A 25,363-nucleotide genomic window follows, 5' to 3' on the forward strand; every position below is an offset into this window, starting at 1 on the left:
TAAATAACTACTATCTGTGAGGTAAAAGCGTTTATTAAAAGTTGTTATTGATATATTAGTTGTTATTATCATGCTCTTCTTTTAGTTTTCTTTCTTCTTCATTTGCTTTCTCAATCTCTTCTGCAGTCATTACGTCTAATTCAATCGGTACGTATGGAGAATCTTCTAACATAGCATTAAGATCTGAAGTTAATAGCCCTTCTACACCTTCTAATTTTTTACTACCGACAGAAACAATTTCTCCATCTTTTTTGACTTTGTAATGACCTTGATAAAGTCCCATAAATCTGTAAGCATCATCAATAACTGGACCTTCATAGCTCTTTAAGAAGAATAAGACTTTTTCATTTTTTTTGACAAGAGGGTCCAATTCACCAATATCATTCTGTAATAGTGTAATTGTGTCTCCTTTCGAAAGACGATTATCATGATCTCGGTAAATGTCTTTAATCTGAATTGTAGATTCATAGAAGTTGATCCCCTTATAATCAAATGCCTTGCCTTTAGTTTTTACTTGCCCAACTATTACGATAGGTGTATTTTGGGCTAATTCATTCACATCTGCGAAAATCTCTGAAGGGTTAGCATCCACGCCTTGTTGACTAGGAGCCTTAGCAGGATTAGAACTTTGAATAATATTGTTACAACCTACTAATGTAATTACCGTAACCAATGCAATGAGGCATCTTTTCATGTTCATTCCTCCTTTTAATAGATACTTCTAATACCACTAATATCTCCATCACCAAGATCAACTTGACTAATATCTCTATTAGAGTTATTACTCATAATTTCAGTTGTACAACTAGTATGGCTTAATCCATGAGTATGACCATACTCGTGAATGGCAGTACGTTCATATTCAACAAATCCGTACCAAGAATAATTTTTATGGTAATATTCATTTAAATATATATCCTTTGGTGAACGTGCATAATAAGCAGCACCGACCCATCCAGTATCCCCATAATCATCACTTTCTATTGCAAGATTATTTCCTCTGGATACTTCAGTGAAATTAAAGAAACTAAAATGTTCGTTCCATTCCTCACCAGCGAGATCAATGCGATAACTGTAATCATAAGATCCATTCTGAGTGTACGTGAAATTAATGTTAATTTGTTGATTGTTATCATATTCCCATCCACTATAACGAGAAATCTTTTTATAGCAATTTGAGGAGGGGTGTTCATCTGTTGGAGCAGCATTTGTCGAACCTATAACTATTCCAAAAAGCATCAATATCGTCAAGGCTGATAGAAATAACACTCTAACTTTAGAGCTAATACGAGAAGACATAAAAAATTTCTCCCTTCTAATTTAAATGGCCAACAAACTACTAACATTGTTAACATTTGAAGTAATGTCTAATTTTAATTTTCACCTCACCTTCTAGCTTTTTCTGATGTATACGATCGTTATTTTACAAAAAACACTCTTTTTAATATTGAAATAGCAAAATGATATTAAATGCCTAAGTAAGTGCTTATCCACTTTATTGACATACTGTCTATTTGTAAAGATAAAGACTCATTGACAACTCATTTGGGAGGGGAATCTTTGCTGTAGTGTCCAATCACTTTGTAGAATATTTTTGTAAATTGAATGGGTAACAACATAGATTATATTTTACAATTTTATACAGTTTAAAAACTAAATCTGTTCATTATAAGCGGCTCTCGAATAACAATTTGTTTTCGTACGATAAATAAACATATCGTGGCATGTATACATTTATAAAACAGTAAGTAGGAAATAACCTTGTCTTGCTATCCTATTTTAATAACAATCGTGGCAAAGTTTACGGTAAGAGCCCTTTAAACTAGTTTTATATCAATAGTACTTTATCTATTAATTTGGAATTAATATTTATTCTGTAAGAAATCGGATGATTTTTTTGCTCGACGTTGTGGAGATGTCATATCAAAAATTTTTCAGATAGTAGGAGGTTGGACTAGACTTAGTTGGTATATAATCCTCCCCTAGGTGGAAGCAATAACCTGCTAAAGGCTGTTACTTAAACATTCGTTATCAAGTATAGTCAAAGGGTAACAGTACTTGGCAGTAAATTATAGTATTCGTATATTAAGAAGACTAGGGGAGGATACACATGATTAAAAGTAGAACGCCTAGTTTTAAAGATTTAAATGGTAGACTTATTGAAGAGAGCGTCGCATCTATTGAAATGTTGCAACTAGGAAAAATTCAACAATGTGTCTTAATGAGAGGGAAGAATAAAAAGAATCCAATACTACTTTTTTTACACGGGGGTCCAGGTACTGCCCAAATAGGTTTTGCACCGAAGTTTCAGAGAGAATTAGAAGAACATTTTGTAGTAGTGAATTGGGATCAAAGGGGGGCTGGTAAATCTTTTGCTAGTAATATCCCAATTTCTAGCATGAATATAGATCAGTTTTTGCTGGATCTTCATGAACTAATTCAAGAGCTTCTACACCGCTTTAATCGAGAAAAACTCTATTTAGTTGGTCATTCATGGGGGAGTGTATTAGGATCTCTGTTCATTTCGAAGTATCCTGAGTTAATTCACGCATATATTGGTGTTGGTCAAGTAGTCAATATGGAGAGAAATGAAGAAATCTCGTATGAATATACGTTACATAAAGCAAATGAAACGAATAATAAAAAAGCGCATGAACAGTTGATGAAAATTGGCAATCCCCCATATAAAAATCAAGTAGATTTATTTTTACAAAGAAAATGGTTACGGAAATTTGGTGGCTCATTTCACAATATGTCATTAAGTAAGTTTATTCTCTCGTCGATATCATTTCGTGAATATTCATTATTCGATTTAGTAAAGTATATGGCAAATGGAGAACGTTTTTCTATTAATAACCTTTGGGATGAGTTGATGGAAGTAAATTTAATTAAACAAGCACATACATTTAAAGTTCCAGTGTATTATTGTGTCGGGCGTTATGATTATCAGACGCCTCACGAATTAGTTGTGGATTATTTTAATATAGTAGAAGCACCCAAAAAAGAGCTTATATGGTTTGAGAATTCTGCTCATTCTCCAAATTTTGAAGAACCTAATAAGTTTTATGAAGTTTGCATGTCTGTCGCTCAATAAATTTTATTGAAAATGGTAGTTGAACATATTAGGGAAACCTCTACAATAATTGAGGTTTCCCTTAACTTACTTCACTTTCATACAATTATCCATTTTCGATTACGTTAAAATATTTCGCTTCAGGATGTGAGAAAACAATAGCTGAGACAGATGCTTCAGGTTCCATCATAAAGCCATCAGTTAAAGAAATACCAATGTCATCTGGCTTTAGCAAGCGAAACAGCTTTTCCTGATCGTCTAAATTTGGACATGCTGGATAGCCAAATGAAAAACGTTGACCTTGATATTTGGCTGCAAAGCGCTGCTGCATTGTAAAGTCAGCTGGGTCAGGAAACCCCCATTGATCTCTCATCATTTGATGAATACGTTCGGCAAATCCTTCTGCTAGCTCAAGGGCGAGTGCTTGAATGGCATGACTTTGTAAAAACTCGCCCTTTTCTTTTAGCAGATTTGCCTTGTCTCTCACATCAAAGCCAGCTGAAACGACGAAGAAGCCAACATAATCCATTTCACCACTATCGACTGAACGAATATAATCAGCCAAACATAAATATGGCTTTTTACGTTGTCGAGGAAACGTAAAACGTTCTAGGATTGTTGTTTTATCAATTGGGTCGTAAATGATGACATCATCGTCTTTTGATTGAGCAGGGAAAAATTGATAAACAGCTGCAGTTCGTAATAGGTTAGCTGTTTTTGCTTCAAGAAGTAAGTTATCAACTACTTCTTTTAAGGCAAGTGCTCGCTCATCTTGTTCAGCTATTAACTGATCTACCTTTCCTTTGAGACCTAAATGATGTCCTAATAACATGCGCATGTTAATATATGGCTCAAGATGACCTATAGGATAACCTTTTAAGACATGCCTTTTTAAATCATTTGGCAAAGTTATTGGAACATTAGTCGCTACACTAGATTTAATTTTTTTTAATACGGCTACAGCAGTTTCTTTTTTAGTAGCTGTATTGATCTGTTTATAAGCTTCTTTCTTCGTTGCTACATCTGATAAAATTTTATTCTTTTCGTCTTCATCTTGAAGGCGGTTGACGATTGAAAGGCCATCCATCGCATCTTTCGCGTATAGGACTGGACCTTCGTATTCGGGAGCAATTTTTCGATCTGTAAACTTTCGAGATAGAGCTGCCCCACCAACTAATATAGGAATTGATATGTTTGATTGGCTCATATCTTGAGCAGTTAAGACCATTTGTTGAGCTGATTTAACGAGTAACCCTGATAAGCCGATGATATCAGGCTGTTCTTGTTGAATGGCTGATATCAGCTGTTGTGGTGTCACTTTGATACCTAGGTCAACGACTTGAAAGCCATTATTGCTTAAAATAATTTCTACAAGGTTTTTACCTATATCGTGGACATCACCTTTGACAGTTGCCAATAATACTTTCCCTTTTCCATGACCAGCTGCATCATTTGTTTCCATATAAGGCTCGAGGAAAGAAACCGAAGCTTTCATCACTTCTGCACTTTGTAATACTTCCGCTACGATCAGCTGATTGTCGTTGAAGAGACGACCGACTTCAGCCATACCTTCCATAAGAGGTCCGTTAATAATATCTAACGGTGTATCATATTTAGTTAAGGCGATTTCTAAGTCAGGAATTAAACCTTCCTTCGTACCTTCAATCACATAGTCAGCGAGTCGTTCTGGAAGGGATCTATTGATGGCTGCTTTTTTCGGTTCTTTCTTTTTCCCGCGATAAAAAGCTGTAAATTCAGCTAGAATGTCATCTGTTGTTTCAAATAATAAATTCTCTGCTAGAGTCACTTCTTCTTGTGGAATGGAAGCAAATCTTTCAAGCTTTTGTGTATTGACAATCGCATAATCTAAACCAGCTACTGTGCAATGATAAAGGAAAACGGCATTTAAAATTTCACGTCCCACACCAGGTAATCCGAAAGAGACGTTGCTTATGCCAAGCATTGTTAAACAATGTGGTAATTTTTCTTTAATAAGCCTAATCCCTTCAACAGTTTCCTTCGCTGAGCCTATATACTGTTCATCACCTGTACCTACAGGGAAGACGAGAGGGTCAAATATAATATTTTCTGGCTTAAGTTTATATTTATTTACTAGTAGATCATAGGAACGCTGTGCGACCTCTAGCTTCCGTTCTCTCGTTACAGCCATACCAATTTCATCAATGGTTCCAACAACAACAGCAGCCCCATATCGATGAATAAGTGGAACGACCTTTTCAAAACGTTCTTCGCCATCTTCTAGGTTAATTGAGTTAATGATCGCCTTTCCTTGTGAATAAGATAGCGCTTTTTCTATCACTGCTTCATCTGTAGAATCAATAACGAGTGGTACTTTCACCTTTTTAACAACTTCTTGAATAAATTGCTCCATGTCATCTAGCTCTTCGCGGTCTGGATCAGCTAGACAAATATCAACTACATGGGCCCCACCTTTTACTTGTGCTCTACCGACTTCAGCAGCTTCTTCAAACTTACCATCAGCAATGAGGTTTTTAAATTTTCTTGAGCCGATTACATTTGTACGCTCTCCAACTAATAACGGTCGCATAGAATCATCGTATATAAGTGGTTCTATCCCAGCTAGAGCGTGTTGATGATTACCTTCCTGGACACTTCGAGGCTTAAGACCTTCTACCTCTTTTGCAATTGCTCGGATATGTTCAGGTGTTGTCCCACAGCACCCTCCGATAATGTTTAGCCAACCATTTTTAGCAAAGCCCGCTATTTTCCTTGCTAATGATTGTGGAGATTCATGATATTGACCTTCTTCATCAGGTAAACCAGCATTAGGGTAACAGCTCACAGCTGTTTGAGATAAATGTGACAATGTGCGCAGATGGTCTGTCATAAATTCAGGGCCTGTCGCACAATTTAAGCCGATTGATACTGGTTGCATGTGCTCTAAAGATAAATAAAATGCTTCAATATTTTGTCCAGCAAGCGTTGTACCCATCGGTTCAATCGTAACTGAAACCATGAGTGGTAAGGTTTTATTTGTTAATGTAAAAGCATTGTTAATACCAAAAAAAGCAGCTTTTACATTAAGCATATCTTGACATGTTTCAAGTAATAAAAGATCACAGCCACCATCAATTAAGCCTTTAGCTTGTGTTTCATACTCATTAACTAATTCAGAAAATGTCGTTCCACCAGTAACAGAAAGTGTTTTTGTTGTTGGTCCCATAGATCCAGCAACAAATCGAGGTTTATCAGTAGTAGAGAAATCCTCGGCTGCTTTTTTGGCAATTTCAGCTGCAATTTTGTTTATATCATAGGCTTTATGTCCGAGTTGGTATTCATTTAGAACGAGTGGGGTTCCTCCAAAAGTGTTCGTTTCAATGATATCAGCACCCGCTTCTAAATAAGATCGGTGAACCCAGTCAATTACATGTGGAGCTGTGATGTTTAAATGTTCGTTACAGCCGTCAAATTCTTCTCCTCCAAAATCTTCAGCTGTAAGGTTTGCTTCTTGAAGCATCGTCCCCATTGCTCCATCAATTATTAAAATTCGCTTGTTGATCTCTTGTTGAAAACGCTCAAAGCACATGATGAATCTTCCTTTCTCTTACTCCATCTTTTTTACGGATATAGTTTGTTAATGCTACAGTCATGTCATAGCGTAAAAATGGTGTAATTAAATAGATTCCTTTAAAGTATTCCATAGCCGTATCTATTAACTCCTGTGCAATTTTCACACCTTCTGCTGAGCATATTTCTCTATCGTCTCCACAGCTCTTCATACGGTGTAATATGTCATCAGCAAGCTTAATACCTGGAACCTCATGGTGTAAAAATTGGGCATTACGATAGTTTGTTAACGGCATAATACCAAGAAAGATAGGAACTTGTAAATGCTTGGTCGCTTTATGAATTTGGATAATTTGCTCTTGGCTAAACACAGGCTGACTAATAAATGAATCAGCACCGAATGCGATTTTCTTTTCAAGCCTTTTTACGGTTGGTTCTAAGTGACGGACATTTGGATTAAAGGCAGCTGAAACGCCGAAGTTCGTCTGTAATTTTAATGACGTTCCTGAGATTGACTGCCCGTTGTTAAATTGTTTGATCATTTGTATTAATTCAAATGATGAAACATCATATACTGAAGTAGCACCAGGAAAATTACCAACCTTAGTCGGATCACCAGTAACAGCCAATACTTGATTAATACCAAGTGTATGAATGCCCATAATATGTGATTGAAGGCCTATGATATTTCGATCACGACAAGTAATATGAACGAGAGGGCGTATATTATATTTTTCTTTTAAAATTGAAGCAACTGCAACATTACTTATGCGTGGAGTTGCTAGAGAGTTATCTGCTAAGGTAATCACATCAACCCCAGCCTGTTGAAGTGCTTGTGCACCTTTGAAAAATGTATCTGTATCCAAATGTTTCGGTGAATCAAGCTCAACAATGACTGTGCGTTTAGATTGTACCATTTCGTGTAAATGGGGTTCAGCAGTAACGGTAGGCTTACTGACTGAAATTGGTTTACGTTCTTTTACACGTTTTTCATCAATTGGAGTTAAACCATTTAATGCTTTCCTCATCGCCTCAATATGCTTTGGTGTCGTTCCGCAACAACCACCTAACAATCTAACTCCTTGCTCGCGCATGCTAATAGCAGCGTCTGCAAAATATTCAGCATCAGATTCATAGATCAGCCTTCCATCAACTAAGTCTGGTAAACTTGCATTAGGATAGGCAGAAAGGTAAGCATTGTTAGGCAAAGGAACTTGCTCAAGTGACTTAATCGTATGATAAGGACCGAGTCGGCAGTTTGTTCCAATCACATTTGCTCCAAGTTGCTCGAGCTTTGAAAATGCTTCATGTAATGGGGTACCATCTTGTAGTACACCAACTTCATGCATAGACACTTGGGCAATGACTGGTTTAGTTGTTCTTTTCCTTACTTCTTGCAGTACGGTGTATAGTTCTTCTATGTCATAATAGGTCTCTAGTAAGATTCCATCAACATTTGCTTCTAACAGTGCATCAAGCTGTTCAATAAAAGCCTCTTTAATTTCCTCAAGTTCGGCAATACTTTTCCTTACACCACGAATTCCACCTATTGTTCCTAATGTATAATGCTCGTCACTTTTCCCGATGGAACGCTTTGCTATTTGAACTGCAGCTTTATTAATTTCTTTTACTTTATTTTCAAGGTCGTATCTAGCTAATTTAACACGATTTGCTCCATACGTATTAGTTTGGATAACATTAGCTCCTGCTTGAATATATGCTTCATGTACTTGTTGGATTCGATTTGGTTGAGTGAGGTTAAGTTCCTCAAAACAATAGTCGACACCGTATGAATAGAGGAGTGTCCCCATCGCACCATCAGCAATTAAAATGTCATTTTTTAAACGTTCTAGTAGTTTCATAGGCTCACCTTATACTCTGAATGATGTGTTGGAAGTTGATCTAATGCTTGTGAGAAATCTGCTATAAGATCAAGAGGATTTTCAAGACCAACAGATAGTCGCAAAAGTCCGTCAGTGATTCCTCTTTTATTTCTTTCTTGAGCTGGCATAGCTGCATGCGACATTTTTGCTGGATAGGATAGAATGGATTCAACAGCACCTAAGCTAACGGCGAATACTGGTATTTTTATATACTTTGAAACAGTACGTACACTTTCCGCATCCTTTAACTTAAAAGATAATACAGCACCTGGGCTAGTAGACTGCTCTTGTTGAAGGGAATATCCTTCATGGTCAGTTAAACCAGGGTAGTAAACCTCCTCAACTTTAGGGTGTCGTTGTAAAAATTGTGCAAGCTGTAATGCACTTTGCGAAGATTGTGTCATGCGCACGTGCAATGTTTTTATGCCCCGTAAGACGAGCCAAGCATCTTGAACCCCAAGGACCGCACCGAACGCGTTTTGAATAAAGGCAAGTTGGGTGGCTAACTGCTCATCTTTGACAACGGCTAGCCCCGCGATGACATCACTATGTCCTGATATGAACTTTGTTGCACTATGCAAAACGATATCTATACCTAAATCCAATGGTCGCTGTAAAATTGGAGTCATAAACGTATTGTCTAAAAATGTGAGGCAACCTTGTTTTTTAGCTAATGTGACAATCGCTCTAATATTAGTCACTTTAAGTAAAGGGTTTGACGGTGTCTCAATATATATTACCTTCGTATTTGTTTGAATAGAGTTTTCAACTTCCTGTAGGTTCGTCATGTCAACAAATGTGTGATCGATGCCGAACTTTGTTAGTACCTCTGTTACAACCCGAAATGTTCCACCATACACATCCTCGCTTATGAGGACATGATCACCTTTTGATAACAGCATAAAAGCACTTGATATGGCAGCCATACCAGAGGAAAAAGCGAAACCTCTCACACCATTTTCTAATTCAGCTATCGTCTCTTCTAAAGCTTCACGGGTGGGATTACCAGAACGACTATAGTCATATTTTGAAAAATTCTCTAAATCAGCTTGATGAAATGTTGATGCATGCTGAATCGCAACACTTACTGCACCTGTATGAGGATCTACTTTATGCTTATTATGAAGTAGCTTAGTTTGATCAGAAAATGAATTAGACATATGTGTTCACCCCTTCCTTAGCCGCTTTTAATGCTGATGTAAGGTCATCTATGAGATCATCAGCATTCTCGATACCAATTGAGAATCTTAATAAACGATTGCAAATTCCGTTTGCAACTCTTATTTCTTCAGGTATATCTGCATGTGTTTGTGTAGCTGGATAGGTGATGAAGCTTTCAACCCCACCAAGGCTTTCAGCGAAAGTGATAAGGCGTAAGTTTTGTAAAAATGGATTAACCCACTTTTCATCTCGGATTTTAAACGACAACATGCCACCACGCTGTGGATAATAGATTTCTACAATATCTTCATGTGCTTTCAAAAATGAAGCAATTTTTTTTGCATTTTCTTCATGCTGTTTTAGACGTAAATGGAGAGTTTTCATTCCACGGATGAGTAACCATGAATCGAAAGGTGATAACACAGCACCAATTGCGTTATGGTAATTACCAAGTTGAGCAGATAGCTCATCTCCTTTTGAAACAATTAACCCTGCTAGCACATCGTTATGACCGCCCAAGTATTTTGTTGCGCTATGGATGACAATGTCTGCCCCTTGAGTTATAGGTTTTTGTAGCAGTGGAGTATAAAATGTATTGTCCACGATTAATAACAAATCATTTTCCTTTGCAACCTCTGCTGCAATTTTTAAATCAACCTCTTGCATAAGTGGATTTGTTGGAGTTTCTATAAATAACGCTTTCGTATTGCTATTTATTAATTCTTTTACAGCATTTATGTTACTAAAATCAGCATAGTGAAAAGTAAAGCCATTTCTTCGAAAAGATTCTTCAAATAACCTGTATGTTCCTCCGTACAAATCATGTGTAACGATCAGCTCATCTCCCTGCTCAAAGAGAGCTAAAACTGTTTGAATCGCAGCCATACCTGAACTACAAGCAAAGCCTTGATCACCTTCCTCAAGCTGTGCTATTGCCTGTTCGACAATTTGTCGAGTGGGATTACCCGTTCGAATGTAATCATACCCTGTAGACTCACCTATACCTGTGTGACGGTAGGCTGTAGACAAATAGACAGGTGGATTGACCGTCCCAGTAACATTTTCACTTCTGTTTCCAATTTGTGCACATGATGTTTCGATATTTATTTTTGTCATATAAATTCCTCCTCATTTCAATTGATTTTCTATACTTGTTTAAAGTGGTAAAGTTTTGTGGTAGTTTTAGAACATTAAGTACGGGCTTTTAAATCTATAAAAGAGTAATAAAAAAAGCCTTCTGATAAGAAGGCTTTGAGTTTAATCATCAGCTCTCCTTATCTTCCAAGCGAAAAGTTTATACATTTCGCTTGCTGGATTTAGCACCTGACCATAAATTTGGCTGGTTGCTGAGGTTTCAAAGGGCCAGTCCCTCCACCTCTCTTGATAAGATGAATTGTTTATTTATCTTAGTTTTTAAGACTCCTACCTCTAAAAGAAGGAGCTATCGGATCACGTGGGCTACATTTACCACCTGATTCATTTTTAAGTTGAATGAGTTAATGTATTAAATATTGATTGCATATAAATTTACAATAGATTTGACTGTTTTGCAAGATATTTTTAGAATTTTTTTATAAGTTAAAAAATGGTATGATCAATATATAATATGTTCAACAAGGATAAAAACTACAGAAAATAATTAGGTAAATTGTATGCAGGTGGTGTGTTAATATGAAAACCTTTTTAATAAGGTTGACTACTTTTTCAGCTTTGTGGGGAGGGTTTCTCTATGTAGAAGTATCTCATTCAACAAGGTGGTACATATCCATTTTGGTTTGTGCTTTGTCGTTCGTCTGTTTCTTTTTCATTCCTATTGTTAAAAAAAAGCTAATATTCTATACTCTGCTTCTTTGCATGTTGTTTGTTTCGAGTGTTTTGTTTATTCAAGACGAAAATACATTTAGTAAATTACTATTTTTGTATATAACATTAGATGCTATTTCATTATTATCGCAAAAGCAATATCAACTATTTTCAGCCGTTAGTATAGGTTTAATGGGTATGCTGCTGATTTTTACTAATGCTATAAATGTTGAATTGGTTGTTATACTCATATTTTTTTATTATTTGAGCATTTTGTTAAATAATAAAATGACGGAGACCAATTATAAACAAGACATGTATGAGGAGCTTTTAGGTGAATATCGAAATCTAAAACGCATTAGTTTACGAAATGAACGGGCAGCACGATTAGAAGAAAGAACAGGAATTGCTCGTGAGATTCATGATTCTGTCGGTCATAAATTAACAGCACTGCTCATGCAAATCGAAATGCTTTCGATGAAAGAAAAACGACAGGAATATGGAATTTTGAAAGAGCTTGTTCGTGAAAGTTTAGAAGAAACGAGGCATGCGGTTAAAACACTTAAAGATGAAGAATTTGAAGGTCTGTCGTCAGTGCTTCAATTAATTAGAAAGTTAGAATCAGAGAGTCATATACTCGTGCATTTTACGACAAAGCAAGGAGCTTTATCTGTGAGCTTATCTAATCAACAAAGCGTTACTTTATATAGAGTTATACAAGAGGCACTAACAAATGCAATGCGCCATGCACAATCTCGTGAAGTATTTGTAACAATTGGTAAGTCAGCTGTTGGAGATCTTTATTTTGAAGTAACGAATAAGATTTTTAAAACCAAATCTTTTACTATTGGATTTGGACTAAGTAACATGCGAAAACGTGTTGAAGAGCTAAATGGGGATATAAACTTCAATCAAACAGAGTCTCATTTTGTTGTTAACGGATCATTTCCTGTATTTGTAAAGGAGGTTATATAAATATGTATAACATTATTGTAGTAGAAGACCAAGCAATTGTTAGGCAGGGACTTGTCATGATGATTGAACAAGAAGAACAATTTCACGTAGTGGCTCAAGCTGGAAATGGTCATGAGGCAATTGAACAATTGGAGAAGCATTTGGTTGACGTTGTTGTAATGGATATACGAATGCCCCAAATGAATGGTCTCGAAGCTACTAGAATAATTAAACAGCGATGGCCACAAGTAAAAATATTAATATTAACGACGTTTAACGATGATGAATACGCAATGCAAGCACTAAAAGACGGTGCCAATGGCTTTATGCTAAAGACAGCTGAACCAGCCAAACTCGTTAGTGCAATACATAGTAGCTTAAACGGAGGTATGACTATCCATGACGAAGTAGCTGCAAAAGTGATGCCTCGGTTGTTGACAGATAGACACCGCGAAAAAATAGACATTCCATTAACAAACCGTGAGCTTGCTGTAACAAAGTTAGTAGGCGAAGGAAAAACAAATAAGGAAATTTCTGAGGAGTTGCACTTGTCGATAGGCACTGTAAAAAACCATATTACGCAAATTCTACAGAAGCTTGATTTACGGGATCGCACACAACTCGCCATCTTTGCTGTCAAAAATGATATTACGTAAGCAGATAAAAAGGAGAAAAGCACGGTGATTAATTACAAGATTAATATACCAATAAGTCCACAAGATATTGCACATGTATTCCAAAGTTCTGGTATAAAGCGACCTTATGATGACCTTGATCGAATTGAGAAGATGTTCTCACATTCTAACATCGTTGTGAGTGCTTGGGGTGGAGATGAGCTTGTGGGTATTGCACGATCAATAACCGATTACTATTATTGTTGTTACTTATCTGATTTAGCTGTGTCAGCACCATATCAACAAAGAGGAATTGGCAAAGAATTAATCGCGATTACCCAACAGTTTGTGGGTGATCAAGTGGCACTTATTTTATTATCTTCAAAACAAGCGATAGATTATTATCCTAACATTGGGTTTACAAAGCTTGATAATGCATTTAGGATTCCGAGAAAACAATGATCAATCGTAGTGTGAAGGTAGGGAGCCGACGAGGCTCTTTTTTTCGTACAGTTTGACTTCGTACAGTAAAAGTGGTGAATTGGACAGTAAACGTATGAATATGGACAGTAAAAGTGGTGAATCCGACAGTAAACGTATGAGCATGGACAGTAAAAGAAGATAATTGGACAGTAAGGCGAAAATTTGCATATTTGAATAATCATGTGACTAAGGTCATGTTTATCATTCAAATTGGTGACGACAGACAGTGTGAAATGTCAGTGAAAGACTGTACGATATAAATAGTTAGTTAGAAAGAGGAGGCGATAATATTGTTAGAAGTTGTAGAGTTGAAGAAGAAATTCAAACAAATCGTCGCTGTGGATGGAGCAAATATGTTTTTAGAGCGAGGAGAAACAATTGGTCTGCTCGGGCCAAATGGAGCAGGAAAATCTACTGCGATTTCGATGATTTCTACACTCATAGCACCTACGAGTGGTGATGTGCGCTTAAACAATACTAGTGTGTTAAAAAATCCGCAGCCGCTTAGAGAAATACTTGGAGTTGTCCCGCAAGACATCGCATTATATCCTGATTTGACTGCGAAAGAAAATCTTGAATTTTTTGGCAGTGTTCATAGATTAAAAGGATCAAAGCTTAAAAAACAAGTTGATGAAGTTCTTCAAATTATTGGACTTGAAGAGAAGAAAAAGGAATTAGTAAAAAACTTTTCAGGTGGGATGAAGCGTCGTTTAAATATTGGTGTAGCCCTTTTACATGAACCAGAAATTATTATCATGGATGAACCTACAGTAGGAATTGATCCACAATCTAGAAACTATATTTTACAGACTGTTAAACATTTAAATAAAGAAAAGCAAATGACGGTTTTATATACGAGTCACTATATGGAGGAGGTCGAATTTATTTGCGATCGAATTTATATTATGGACCAAGGAAGAATTATTGCTTCTGGTACAAAGGATGAAATTAAAAATATTTTATCAAATGAAAAAACGCTAGAAATAAAAGTTGAGAGATTGAAGGATGACTTTATTTATTCACTCAAGAATCACCCTCTTATTAATAAACTATCAACTGAAAATCAATTAGTTACAATTATTGTAACTAAGGAAGTGAATTTATTTAGTGAATTGTTTAGACTCGCTGAGGAAACTGATACGACGATCACTTCGGTTGAAGTAAAAGTCCCTACATTAGAAGATGTTTTTCTTCATTTAACAGGAAGAGCATTAAGGAATTGAGGTGATGAATATGTTTTGGTATTTACTCAAAAAACAATTGTTACTATTTCTTAGAAACCGGCCAGAATTGCTGTTGTTACTTGGTATGCCACTAATATTAATCACGATTTTAGGTTTTGCTTTAAGCGGTGTGATGGATGGTGATCATCTTGAAATCGATGCTAAAGTAGCACTTATTCAAATTGGAAGTGAACAGGATGAAATCGATCGTTTTATTAATGATTTAGCAGAAAAACAATTGCCGGATGAGCAAAAAGAAGTCATTACAGCAGCTGCAAGTGAACTGTCACCGATTGACATTATGAAAAATGAAATATTTAGAAATGAGGAGCTTTCATCGTTCTTATCGATTGAAGAATTTGATGAGAACGAGATTGAACAGTTAAAAAGTGATGACACATATGCTGTGATCATTGAAACACCAGAAAACTTTACGTATGACATATTGAATTCAATGTTTTTTAATGCAGATATCATACCAGAGCTGAATTTTTATGTTAATGAAGGCAAAGATATAACATCAAAAATAGTTGAAGACGTAATAATGTTTTTTCAAAATCAGCTTTCTACATTTGTTACTTTGGGAAAACAAGGTGTGATAACAGAACAAGTATATGCCAATCCAAATGATATTGAGGTCAATACGGAAACTGTGACAAAACGGGAGCCCGTTACTTCTCTCGGCTACTATGCGATAGGGATGAGTGTCATGTTCGTTCTGTATATCGCAACAACGATAGGGTCATATGCGCATGTTGAAAAAGAGTCGCTCGTCTTTGATCGTATCATGTTAGCAAACGTATCTAGGTGGGTCTATTTTACAAGTATATTTTGTTCGGCTGTCTTACTAGCATTTTTCCAGTTATGTATATTATATGGTGTCGTCGCCCTTGTTTATCAAGTAACGTGGAGTTCATTAGGAGCATTCTTAGTTGTTACATTGTCAATATGCTTTACGACAGGTGGTCTCGCTGTGCTTATGACATCATTAAATTATCGCTTCAAATCAGAAGAAATATCTACCTTTTTCTCTTCAGTTGGTATTCCAGTTATTGCTTTTTTAGGTGGGAGTATGATGCCTACAGCACAAATGTCTGAGTCTATGGCATTTTTCTCGAAAATCACACCTAATGGAGCAGGTATGACAGCTTATTTGAAAATATTACAAGGGTATTCTTTAACAGATGTAATCCCATCATTACTCACTTTATTAATAATAGGAATTGTTCTTCTATTATGTTCAATCGTGAGCTTTCCGAAAAGGAGAGGTGCATTATGATTACGATATTAAAGACAAAATTCCGGTTGTTAATGCGAAAACCATGGACATATATTATTATGACAGCTGTTTGTATGCTTATTGCATTGTTTATAGGTAAGGGTACTGAACAATCAATTAGCGTACCTGTATATAGTGACATGTCAGAACAAGCAACGACTGATTTTATAAATGAGCTTAAAAAATCTGATGCATTCAGTTTTAATTTAATGAGCAAAGAAGAACTAAATGAAATAGTAGCAGAAGGAAAAGCTGAGGCAGGAGTGATTCTTAAAGAGCGAGGATTCGATCTCATTATTGCTGCAAACACAGAAAACCAAATGGTCATTAAGCAATACGTACAGCAAAAGTATATCAATCATATGCAAAAACAGGCTTTAATAGTGGAAGCTGAACAACAGGATTTCAGCACTGAGCCAATAGTAGAGGCATTTAACTCATTAGAAAATAATCAAGTTTTTACGGTCAATAAAAAATATTTTCATTCAAGTGATGCATTCTTATATGATGCAAATGTGCAAGGTTTGTTTGGAAGTGCCCTTTTCTTTGTTATATTTACGATTGCCATTAATGTATCAAGTATTTTACAAGAAAAAAAAGACGGGGTTTGGGATCGAATGATATTGTCACCTGTACGTAAATGGGAAATGTATGTTGGTAATCTGATGTATACATTTTTAGCAGGTTATTTCCAAGTTGTCATCATATTTCTCGTTTTTCGGTACTTAACAAATATAGATTTTAATGGAGCGTTTTGGAAAGTGCTATTGCTCCTCGTACCTTACGTCTTTTCCATCGTAGCTTTATCAGTGATGTTAACAGGATTTGTAAAAAATATTCAGCATTTTAATGCATTAATTCCAATTGTTTCTGTAAGTATGGCGATGATTAGTGGAGCCTATTGGCCAATTGAAATCGTTACATCTGAAGTTTTATTAGCAATCTCGAAGGTTTTACCGCTAACTTATGGAATGGAGCTCTTAAAGGGAGCAGTTATATATGATTATTCAATGAGTGATTTTATCTTTCCAATAAGTATTTTATGTTTGATGGGTGTGTTGATGATGGGTGTTGGAATTAATTTTATTGAACGAAGACAAACGTAGATAAACGTTTAATGAGCCTTTTATATGAAGATTCTTTTCGTAAGGCTCTTTACGTAAACTGTGTTGCTATAGTTCCTAAGCTACAAGATAAAGATGTCGTATTACTCAGCAGTCAATGTTTTATAGAAGAAAAGCTCCCTGAATGCTACATGTATACGTGTTTAGACGTTAGGTAACAGCTAGAAAAAAGTGTGAATAATTCGTATTGGGAGGGTTTTATTTTGAAGGGTATATTAATTATTAATGGACACCCAAATGGTAATAGTTTCTGTTCAGCGTTAGGGAAAGCCTATAAAGATGGTGCATTAGAAGGTGATAACGAAGTTCGAGAACTTTCTCTTGCTGAGTTGAAATTTAATCCAATTCTTAAAGGGTATGGTCAAACAATGGAGTTTGAGCAAGATTTACAGAAGGCTCAAGAATTCATAAAATGGTCCGATCATATCGTATTTACGTATCCAACATGGTGGGGAACGATGCCTGCATTATTAAAAGGATTTGTAGACCGGGTTTTTTCACCGGGATTTGCTTTTAAATATACTGAAGGTCCACTTCCTGAAAAACTATTAAAAGGGAGGTCTGCGAGGCTAATTGTTACAATGGACTCACCAAAATGGTATTACAATTTAGTTTATGGGAAGCCGGGACATAATGCCATGAAAAAGAGTACGCTTAAGTTTTGCGGAATTAACCCCGTTAAGATTACAACAATCGGACCTATAAGCCAATCAACAGATGACAAAAGACAAACATGGCTAAAAGAAATTAAACAATTAGGCATTTCATCGGCATAATTCACTAAGATTAATTATATTTGCCCCTTTACTTACAGCCAAGTGCTTAAGGTAAAGGGGCTTAATCGTTATAGCTTCTTTAGAAAGTGTAAGTAGCTTGATACGATACAATGGATAGCCAGTGTATTCTGTTAAACTTGTAATGTAAATGAATGTTTCAGTTGTATGTTCGGAAATAATAGCAGAATGGTATTAGCTATATATTTTGTATCGTAGTGCGGTGACCATACAGAGAAATGCTATTAGCAAATATGTTAAACTAAAAGGTAGCAAACAAAGAGAGGATTTTTTGATGAGTAAGACTGTAGTATTAGCCGAAAAGCCTTCAGTAGGCAGAGATATAGCAAGAGTATTAAAATGTCAGAAAAAAGGGAATGGATTTTTTGAAGGAGATAAATATATCGTCACATGGGCACTAGGTCATTTAGTCACATTAGCTGATCCAGAAGCATATGACGTGAAATATAAGTCATGGAAATTAGAAGATTTACCAATGCTTCCTAACCGTGCAAAGCTCGTAGTTATTAAAAAGACGAGTAAGCAATTTAATGCTGTAAAGGCACAATTAAATAGGAAAGATGTTAAGGAAGTAGTTATTGCCACAGATGCTGGTCGAGAGGGTGAGCTTGTAGCTAGGTGGATTCTTGAAAAAGTACGTATTAATAAACCAATCAAGCGCCTTTGGATATCATCTGTTACAGATAAGGCTATTACAGAGGGCTTTCGTAAATTAAGGGATGGAAAAGGTTATGAAAACCTATATGCTTCTGCTGTAGCCCGTGCTGAAGCTGATTGGTATGTAGGTATTAACGCAACGCGTGCATTAACGACAAAATTTAATGCTCAGTTGTCTTGTGGAAGAGTGCAAACACCAACAATTGCAATGATTGCAAAAAGAGAAGAAGAAATTCGTCACTTCAATCCAAAGACATATTATGGAATTCAAGCAGTAACGAAGAATCATTTGAAACTAGTGTGGTTAGATAATAAAACAAAGGACACTAAAACATTTTCTAAAGATAAATGTGAAAACACTCTTTTAGCAGTAAAAAATGAATATGCACAAGTTGTGGACGTGAATAAAATAGCGAAAAAGAGCTATGCACCACAGCTGTATGATTTAACTGAACTACAAAGAGATGCTAATAAGCGCTTTGGATATTCTGCGAAAGAAACGCTGTCTATAATGCAAAAGCTGTACGAACAGCATAAATTATTAACATATCCACGTACAGATTCAAGATATATATCTACAGATATTGTGGCAACATTAAAGGATAGAGTTGATGCTTGTAGTGTTCAGCCATATGCAAAATTAGCAATGAAAATATTGAAACAACCGATTAAGTCGAAGAAATCTTTTGTTGATAATAGTAAGGTTTCTGATCACCATGCCATTATTCCAACTGAGCAATCAGCTATGTTAAGCTCACTGAGTGACAAAGAGAGAAAGATATATGATTTAGTAGTGAAACGGTTTTTAGCTGTACTATTCCCTCCATTTGAATATGAACAAACAACAATAGTTACTTCAATTGCTAGTGAGCAATTTATTGCCAAAGGGAAGCGTATTATAAACCAAGGGTGGAAAGAGGTCTATGAAAACCAATTTGATGACGAAGTAAACGATGTTATTTCTGAACAAACGTTACCTAGCATTTCAAAAGGAGATGTATTGCAAATAACAGCAGTGTCTCAAACAACAGGAGAAACGAAACCTCCTGAACCGTTCACTGAAGCGAGCTTATTGTCTGCAATGGAAAATCCTAAAAAGTATATGACAAAGAACGATAAACAATTAATAAATACAATTGGAAAAACTGGTGGACTTGGTACGGTAGCTACAAGAGCAGATATTATTGAAAAGCTATTTAATAGCTTTTTAATAGAAAAAAGAGGGAAAAGTATCTTTATTACTTCCAAAGGGAAACAACTGCTTGACTTAGTTCCTGAAGATTTAAAATCACCGGAACTTACAGCAGAATGGGAACAAAAACTAGAGGCTATTTCAAAAGGGTCACTCCAAAAAACAGCATTTATAAATGAAATGAAACATTACGCAAAGGATGTTGTTCATAAGATAAAAAATAGTGACAAGAAATTTAAGCACGATAATATAACAGGAAAAAAATGCCCTGATTGTGGAAAACCAATGCTAGAGGTAAACGGAAAGAAAGGGAAGATGCTTGTTTGTCAAGATCGTGAATGTGGTCATCGGAAGAATGTTTCAAAAGTAACGAATGCACGGTGCCCGAACTGCCGAAAAAAACTAGAGCTACGTGGAGAAGGAGAAGGACAAATTTTTGTCTGTAACTGCGGTCATCGTGAAAAACTATCTACTTTTAATGAACGTAAAAAAAGCTCGAAAAATAAAAATGTTTCGAAACGAGAAGTATCGAACTATTTAAAGAAACAAAATAAACAAAGTGATGATTTGAAAAACCCTGCCTTAGCTGAAGCGTTAGCAAAATTAAAATTAAATAAGTAAACATGAGGGAGCTTATAAGATATAATAAGAATATAAAGAATTATTACACAAAGGAGGGATAAAGTATGGATATTGTATCAATCATTGCCGAAGATAAAATAAAACGGGCATATAGCGACGGGGATTTTAAGCACCTTCCGGGTGAGGGAAAGCCCCTAGTCTTAGAAGATTTATCACATATACCAGAACACCTCCGTATGAGCTATAAGATGTTAAAAAATGCTGGAATGATGCAGGAAGCAGATGAATTAAAGAAAGAAATGATGACAATCGAACAGTTGATTGCATCAACTCAAAATGAAGACGACAAAATCAAATTAACAAATAGGTTAAATGAAAAAATGATTCGTTTTAATCAACTGATGGAAAAAAGAACAGTGTCTTCGAATTCCTCTGCTTTTAAACAATATCAGCAACAAATTCATACCAAGCTTTGGTAAGTCATTCTACTAAGTGATTAGAGTTGAAAAATATCTACAACGTTCCTGTAGAATCATATGTTTATTACTAGGACAAGTAACAGGTTACTTGTCCTTTTTGTGCCCTTGATTATTGCCTTGACGAAAACGATTTAGTAAAAAATAAACAACATAGAAGATGAAAATTATAAAATGTGAACAATTTAAGAAAACGATTCCATTGCTTTCATATCAATCCTTTTGAGGGTATGTATATCTAAAATAATGTGACCTAATACAAAATTTCCTTACTTAAAAGGAGCGAAAACATTTCTTACAATATATGTAGAGAGAACACATCGAGTATAAGAGGTGGTGAACATATGGATGCAAAAATTGACCAAGCTTCTGAGGAAGTCATTATCACCAGTACAAAAAAAGAAAAAGTAAAAAAAGTATCCAGAACAATAATTTCACAAAAATATTTACAAGTCATGGCTCTTCTCGGAGTCGTATGGATGTTTATATTTAACTACATCCCTATGTATGGGGCAATTATAGCTTTTAAAGAGTACAGTATTATTAAATCGATTGCAGAAGCACCTTGGGTCGGCTTAATGCATTTCAAGGAATTTTTGCAAGATGAGGAATTTGTAAATGTACTTAAAAACACACTTGGAATTAGTTTAATTAAACTATTTATTGGTTTTCCATTACCGATTATTTTCGCACTATTATTAAATGAGCTGACGTCATTAAAGTTCAAAAAAGCAGTTCAAACAATTACCTACTTACCTCACTTCCTTTCGTGGGTTGTGTTAGGCGGAATTGTCACAACATGGTTAGCTGATATCGGATTTATTAATGATATTCTACTAGGTTTAGGAATCGTCGATGAGCGAGTAAGTTATTTAGCTGATCCGAAATACTTTTGGGGAATTGTTATCACATCCGATATATGGAAAGAGCTAGGTTGGTCAGCGATTATTTATTTAGCAGCAATCGCAGGTGTCTCCCCTGAGCTATACGAATCTGCGAGAATTGATGGGGCAGGTCGCTTGCAAAGAATGTGGCACGTAACTTTACCATCGATTCGTCCAACGATTACAATCTTATTTATCCTAGCTGTCAGTGGTGTGTTAAATTCAAATTTTGACCAAATTTTAATATTACGTAATCAATTAAATGAAAGCGCTAGTAATGTAATAGATATTTACGTGTATTCAACGGGTATCCAAAATGGTCGTTTCTCCTATGCAGCAGCAATTGGGTTATTTAAAGCAGTCATCGCCTTCATATTGTTGTTAGGTGCAAACAAGATTACTAAAAAACTAGACGGAACAACGTTATTCTAGGAGGTGACTGACTTATGTTAAAGCTATTTAAATTGAATCGAAGAACAAAAAGCGAATATATCTTTGATACTTTTAACTTATTATTAATGCTGTTCATATGTTTTATCACCATTTACCCAATTTGGTATGTAATCGTAAATTCTTTAAATGACGGTGTCGATGCGATGCAAGGAGGAATTTACTGGTGGCCACGAGAATTTACGCTAGAAAACTATGCAGCAGTATTTTCTAACCAAGGTATCGTTACATCATTTGGAGTTACAATTGCCAAGACAGTCATTGGAACAATTGCACATGTGTTTTTTACCGCTATGGTAGCGTATGCTTTTTCGAGAAAAGATTTAACTGGTAGAAAGATATACATGTTTATCGGTGTTGTTACGATGTTCTTTAACGGAGGTTTAATCCCTTACTTCCTATTAATAAGAGATATTGGCTTATTTGATAATTTTCTCGTATACATTATCCCGACATTGTTTAATTTCTTCCACCTTATTATTTTCGTCTCTTTCTTTAGACAATTACCACCATCACTAGAGGAAGCAGCAAAAATGGATGGTGCCAATGATTTTATGATATTTATTAAAGTCATTATTCCGTTGTCAATGCCTGTTATTGCGACGATAGCCTTATTCCAAGGTGTTTATCAATGGAACGACTACTTTGCAGGGGTAATATTTGTTAATAATCCTGACTTACAGCCGATACAGACGTATTTATATAGGGTAGTAGCTGAATCCAGTTCTAATCAGATGTTAGCTAATGCGCCTGGTGGCATAACGACAAGAACTGTTACATCACAATCTATTAAACTAGCAACGATGGTCGTTACGACATTGCCTATCGTCCTAGTATATCCATTCCTACAAAAATACTTTGTTAAAGGAATGTTAATTGGATCAGTAAAAGGGTAATATGATTTTGTTTTGAATATCTTTTTACTTAAAAAAGATATTTAAATATATTGGACTCTGAATGGTACTGAGTACTTAATAGAAAGAGGAATGGATGTTATGATAGAATAAATTGTTCCTCTTTCTTTATGAAAGTATTTAACTAACGAGTATCATAAACAGATTCTAACTTATAAAAGGAAAAGAAAGGGGTTTATTATGAAAAGAGTATTTTCTTTAAAGGGCTTATCATTATTATTAGTGTTAGCACTATTTCTTTCCATTATTGCAGGATGTGGAAGTAAGGAAACAAATGAAACCGCTTCCCAGAAAGACGAAGGAGAAAAAACGACAAGAACTGCTGATGAACCTGCATGGCAGGCTGATACATCTCCGATAGAGTTTGATTGGTATGTAAACTTCTCATGGTTTGCTCATAAATGGGGAGAAGATGCTATCTCAAAATATGTAACAGATAAAACTGGAGTATCGATTAACTTCCTTGCGCCAGCAGGTAATGAAATTGAAAAAATGAATACGATGATTGCTTCTGGAAAAATACCTGACTTTATTACAATTGGTTGGTGGGAAGATGCAGTCAAGCAAATGATTGAAGGAGAATTAGTTCTTCCATTAAATGAGCTAGCTGACCAATACGATCCTTACTTCTTTAAAGTAGCAGATGGTGCGAAGCTTGAATGGTATAAACAAGAAGATGGAAACGTTTACGGCTATCCGAATGCATCATCTTCACCGAAAGACTTTGAAAAATATAGTGAGTTTAAATCATCAAACCAAACGTTCTTAGTTAGAAAAGATATGTATGAAGCAATTGGTAGCCCTGACATGAGCACTCCAGAAGGATTCTTAAATGCTCTTGAAGCAGCAAAAGAGAAATTCCCTGAAGTGAACGGCGCACCATTAATTCCACTAGGGTTAAATGAGTTTACAGATGTAGGTAACTCTTCATTAGAAGGTTATTTACAAAATTTTTTAGCAATTCCTTGGGAAAAAGATGGAGAAGTATATGACCGTCGAACAGATGCTGAATACTTAGCTTGGTTAAAAACATTTAGAGAAGCAAGTGACAAAGGTTTACTAGCTGACGATATCTTTATTGATAAACGCCCACAAATGGAAGAAAAAATTGCACAAGGTAGATACTTTGCAATGTTATATCAACGTAGTGATATGGCTGCACAACAGCAAGCATTATATGCTCAAGACCCTGACAGCGTATATATAGCTGTAGACGGACCAGCTAACTCAAACGGTGATGAACCAACACTTGCTGGAGACAGTATCTCTGGATGGACAATAACGTTAATTTCTAAAGAAGTAGAAGACCCTGAGAGAGCGATTGCCTTCTTGAGCTATTTAATTAGTGAAGAAGGTCAAAAAGATACTTTCCTAGGTATAGAAGGTGAAACATATGAGGTTGTTGACGGAAAACCTCAGTTCACAGCTGATGTTCAAGAGTTATTAGATACTGACCGTGCTAAATTTGATTTAGAAATTGGAGCGTCACATAAATATTGGATGCTTATGGATACAAATATGACTCTTCCTTGGATGCCACCAGCTGTAGCACCTTTCAAACAAATGGAAGATTGGACAAGAGGGAAAACAGTTAGCTTTGCTGAGTTTGATGGTATGAATCCAACAGGTACCTCAGAAGAAGGTGTAGCGGCTAATAAGATTGCACAAGAGTGGGGTAAAACATTACCAAAATTAATTCTTGCAGAATCTGATAAAGAATTCGATGAGATTTTTGACGCGTTCTTAAAGAAACGTGATGATTTAGGACAAGACAAAGTTGAAGCTTACCAACAAAAAATATATGAAGAAAATAAAGCGAAAATCGAAGCTTCAAAATAATAATAAAAGAGTAAAAAAGCTGCTTACGAAGGAATTACCCTTTGTAAGCAGTTTTTTTCTTTCTTTTAGACAGGGGGGAGTGACGGTTGTCTTTCTTTATACCATTACATGATGGTAAAATCTTTGAAAACAAAAGGCTCTTTCGGTAAATAAAATAGAAGATAAAGATGTCGTTTTACTCAACAGTCGTCATTTTATAGAAGAAAAGATTCCATGAAATTTAGTTGTTTACTTGTTAATTTTTATAGTGAAAATCAACACTCTATACGATAACAGCTTATTTCTAAAGCAACAATTTATGCGTAAACTGCCAAAGGTGAATCAAAATGGTTTAAGAATTCTTCTACAAAGCAAAATTATCATTTTCACTCGAAGCTATGAGTCAATATTTATGTTGTATTTTTAGAAGGCGAGAGCCAGCTATATAAG

At 35.6% G+C, this 25,363-nt stretch carries 19 protein-coding genes and 1 riboswitch; of the genes, 13 read left to right on the forward strand and 6 right to left on the reverse strand.

Annotation, left to right across the window (positions count from 1 at the left end; translation table 11 throughout):
* Nucleotides 1-55: 55 nt before the first annotated feature.
* Together ACSVDA_RS13260 and ACSVDA_RS13265 are read right to left on the reverse strand one after the other, a co-directional pair.
* The gene (locus ACSVDA_RS13260; protein WP_485883849.1) at nt 56-694 is read right to left on the reverse strand and encodes a hypothetical protein; all 639 of its coding nucleotides are present in this window, start codon (nt 692-694) and stop codon (nt 56-58) included.
* 14 nt (nt 695-708) lie between these two features.
* On the reverse strand, nt 709-1,299 hold the full coding sequence (locus ACSVDA_RS13265) for a matrixin family metalloprotease (RefSeq protein WP_485883851.1): 591 nt from the start codon (nt 1,297-1,299) through the stop codon (nt 709-711).
* Between the two features lie 811 nt (nt 1,300-2,110).
* Here ACSVDA_RS13265 and ACSVDA_RS13270 point away from each other — a divergent pair.
* On the forward strand, nt 2,111-3,094 hold the full coding sequence (locus tag ACSVDA_RS13270) for an alpha/beta fold hydrolase (RefSeq protein WP_485883853.1): 984 nt from the start codon (nt 2,111-2,113) through the stop codon (nt 3,092-3,094).
* Nucleotides 3,095-3,179: 85 nt separating this feature from the next.
* Here ACSVDA_RS13270 and metH read toward each other — a convergent pair whose 3' ends face one another.
* The 4 genes from metH to ACSVDA_RS13290 are packed head-to-tail and all read right to left on the reverse strand — an operon-like array spanning nt 3,180 to nt 10,782.
* Nucleotides 3,180-6,641: a methionine synthase gene (gene metH, locus ACSVDA_RS13275; RefSeq protein ID WP_485883855.1), complete on the reverse strand. Its 3,462-nt coding sequence runs from the start codon at nt 6,639-6,641 to the stop codon at nt 3,180-3,182.
* Nucleotides 6,631-8,484, reverse strand: a complete 1,854-nt coding sequence (locus ACSVDA_RS13280; protein WP_485883857.1) for a bifunctional homocysteine S-methyltransferase/methylenetetrahydrofolate reductase — start codon at nt 8,482-8,484, stop codon at nt 6,631-6,633. Before ACSVDA_RS13280 ends, metH begins: the two co-directional genes overlap by 11 nt.
* Nucleotides 8,481-9,665 (reverse strand): cystathionine beta-lyase, encoded by a 1,185-nt coding sequence (gene metC / locus ACSVDA_RS13285; RefSeq protein WP_485883859.1) that lies wholly within the window; start codon nt 9,663-9,665, stop codon nt 8,481-8,483. The genes ACSVDA_RS13280 and metC overlap by 4 nt, the downstream gene beginning before the upstream one ends.
* Nucleotides 9,658-10,782, reverse strand: coding sequence for a methionine biosynthesis PLP-dependent protein (locus ACSVDA_RS13290; RefSeq protein WP_485883861.1), 1,125 nt, complete (start codon nt 10,780-10,782; stop codon nt 9,658-9,660). Before ACSVDA_RS13290 ends, metC begins: the two co-directional genes overlap by 8 nt.
* Before the next feature lie 155 nt (nt 10,783-10,937).
* Nucleotides 10,938-11,056, reverse strand: a riboswitch (SAM riboswitch).
* Nucleotides 11,057-11,520: 464 nt separating this feature from the next.
* Between ACSVDA_RS13290 and ACSVDA_RS13295 the strand changes: the two genes are divergently transcribed.
* From ACSVDA_RS13295 to ACSVDA_RS13350, 12 genes are all read left to right on the forward strand, one after another.
* The gene (locus tag ACSVDA_RS13295) at nt 11,521-12,444 is read left to right on the forward strand and encodes a sensor histidine kinase (protein WP_485883863.1); all 924 of its coding nucleotides are present in this window, start codon (nt 11,521-11,523) and stop codon (nt 12,442-12,444) included.
* 2 nt (nt 12,445-12,446) lie between these two features.
* A complete protein-coding gene (locus ACSVDA_RS13300; protein WP_485883864.1) occupies nt 12,447-13,079 on the forward strand; it encodes a response regulator transcription factor in 633 nt (210 codons plus the stop codon).
* Between the two features lie 24 nt (nt 13,080-13,103).
* On the forward strand, nt 13,104-13,499 hold the full coding sequence (locus tag ACSVDA_RS13305; RefSeq protein WP_485883866.1) for a GNAT family N-acetyltransferase: 396 nt from the start codon (nt 13,104-13,106) through the stop codon (nt 13,497-13,499).
* 311 nt (nt 13,500-13,810) lie between these two features.
* Nucleotides 13,811-14,743 (forward strand): ABC transporter ATP-binding protein, encoded by a 933-nt coding sequence (locus tag ACSVDA_RS13310; protein ID WP_485883868.1) that lies wholly within the window; start codon nt 13,811-13,813, stop codon nt 14,741-14,743.
* A 10-nt stretch (nt 14,744-14,753) separates the two neighbouring features.
* On the forward strand, nt 14,754-16,022 hold the full coding sequence (locus ACSVDA_RS13315) for an ABC transporter permease (RefSeq protein WP_485883870.1): 1,269 nt from the start codon (nt 14,754-14,756) through the stop codon (nt 16,020-16,022).
* On the forward strand, nt 16,019-17,128 hold the full coding sequence (locus tag ACSVDA_RS13320; RefSeq protein ID WP_485883872.1) for an ABC transporter permease: 1,110 nt from the start codon (nt 16,019-16,021) through the stop codon (nt 17,126-17,128). Before ACSVDA_RS13315 ends, ACSVDA_RS13320 begins: the two co-directional genes overlap by 4 nt.
* Nucleotides 17,129-17,346: 218 nt before the next feature.
* Nucleotides 17,347-17,922, forward strand: a complete 576-nt coding sequence (locus tag ACSVDA_RS13325; protein ID WP_485883898.1) for an NAD(P)H-dependent oxidoreductase — start codon at nt 17,347-17,349, stop codon at nt 17,920-17,922.
* 292 nt (nt 17,923-18,214) lie between these two features.
* A complete protein-coding gene (locus ACSVDA_RS13330) occupies nt 18,215-20,410 on the forward strand; it encodes a DNA topoisomerase III (protein ID WP_485883874.1) in 2,196 nt (731 codons plus the stop codon).
* A gap of 65 nt (nt 20,411-20,475) precedes the next feature.
* Nucleotides 20,476-20,850, forward strand: coding sequence for a DnaJ family domain-containing protein (locus tag ACSVDA_RS13335; RefSeq protein ID WP_485883876.1), 375 nt, complete (start codon nt 20,476-20,478; stop codon nt 20,848-20,850).
* Nucleotides 20,851-21,191: 341 nt separating this feature from the next.
* A complete protein-coding gene (locus ACSVDA_RS13340) occupies nt 21,192-22,163 on the forward strand; it encodes an ABC transporter permease (RefSeq protein WP_320210843.1) in 972 nt (323 codons plus the stop codon).
* A 14-nt stretch (nt 22,164-22,177) separates the two neighbouring features.
* Nucleotides 22,178-23,077 (forward strand): carbohydrate ABC transporter permease, encoded by a 900-nt coding sequence (locus ACSVDA_RS13345; protein WP_320210842.1) that lies wholly within the window; start codon nt 22,178-22,180, stop codon nt 23,075-23,077.
* A gap of 198 nt (nt 23,078-23,275) precedes the next feature.
* Nucleotides 23,276-24,934 (forward strand): type 2 periplasmic-binding domain-containing protein, encoded by a 1,659-nt coding sequence (locus ACSVDA_RS13350; protein ID WP_485883879.1) that lies wholly within the window; start codon nt 23,276-23,278, stop codon nt 24,932-24,934.
* Nucleotides 24,935-25,363: the final 429 nt, after the last annotated feature.

The sequence above is a fragment of the Cytobacillus sp. Hm23 genome (assembly GCF_051842895.1).
Classification (GTDB): Bacteria; Bacillota; Bacilli; order Bacillales; family SM2101; genus Nanhaiella.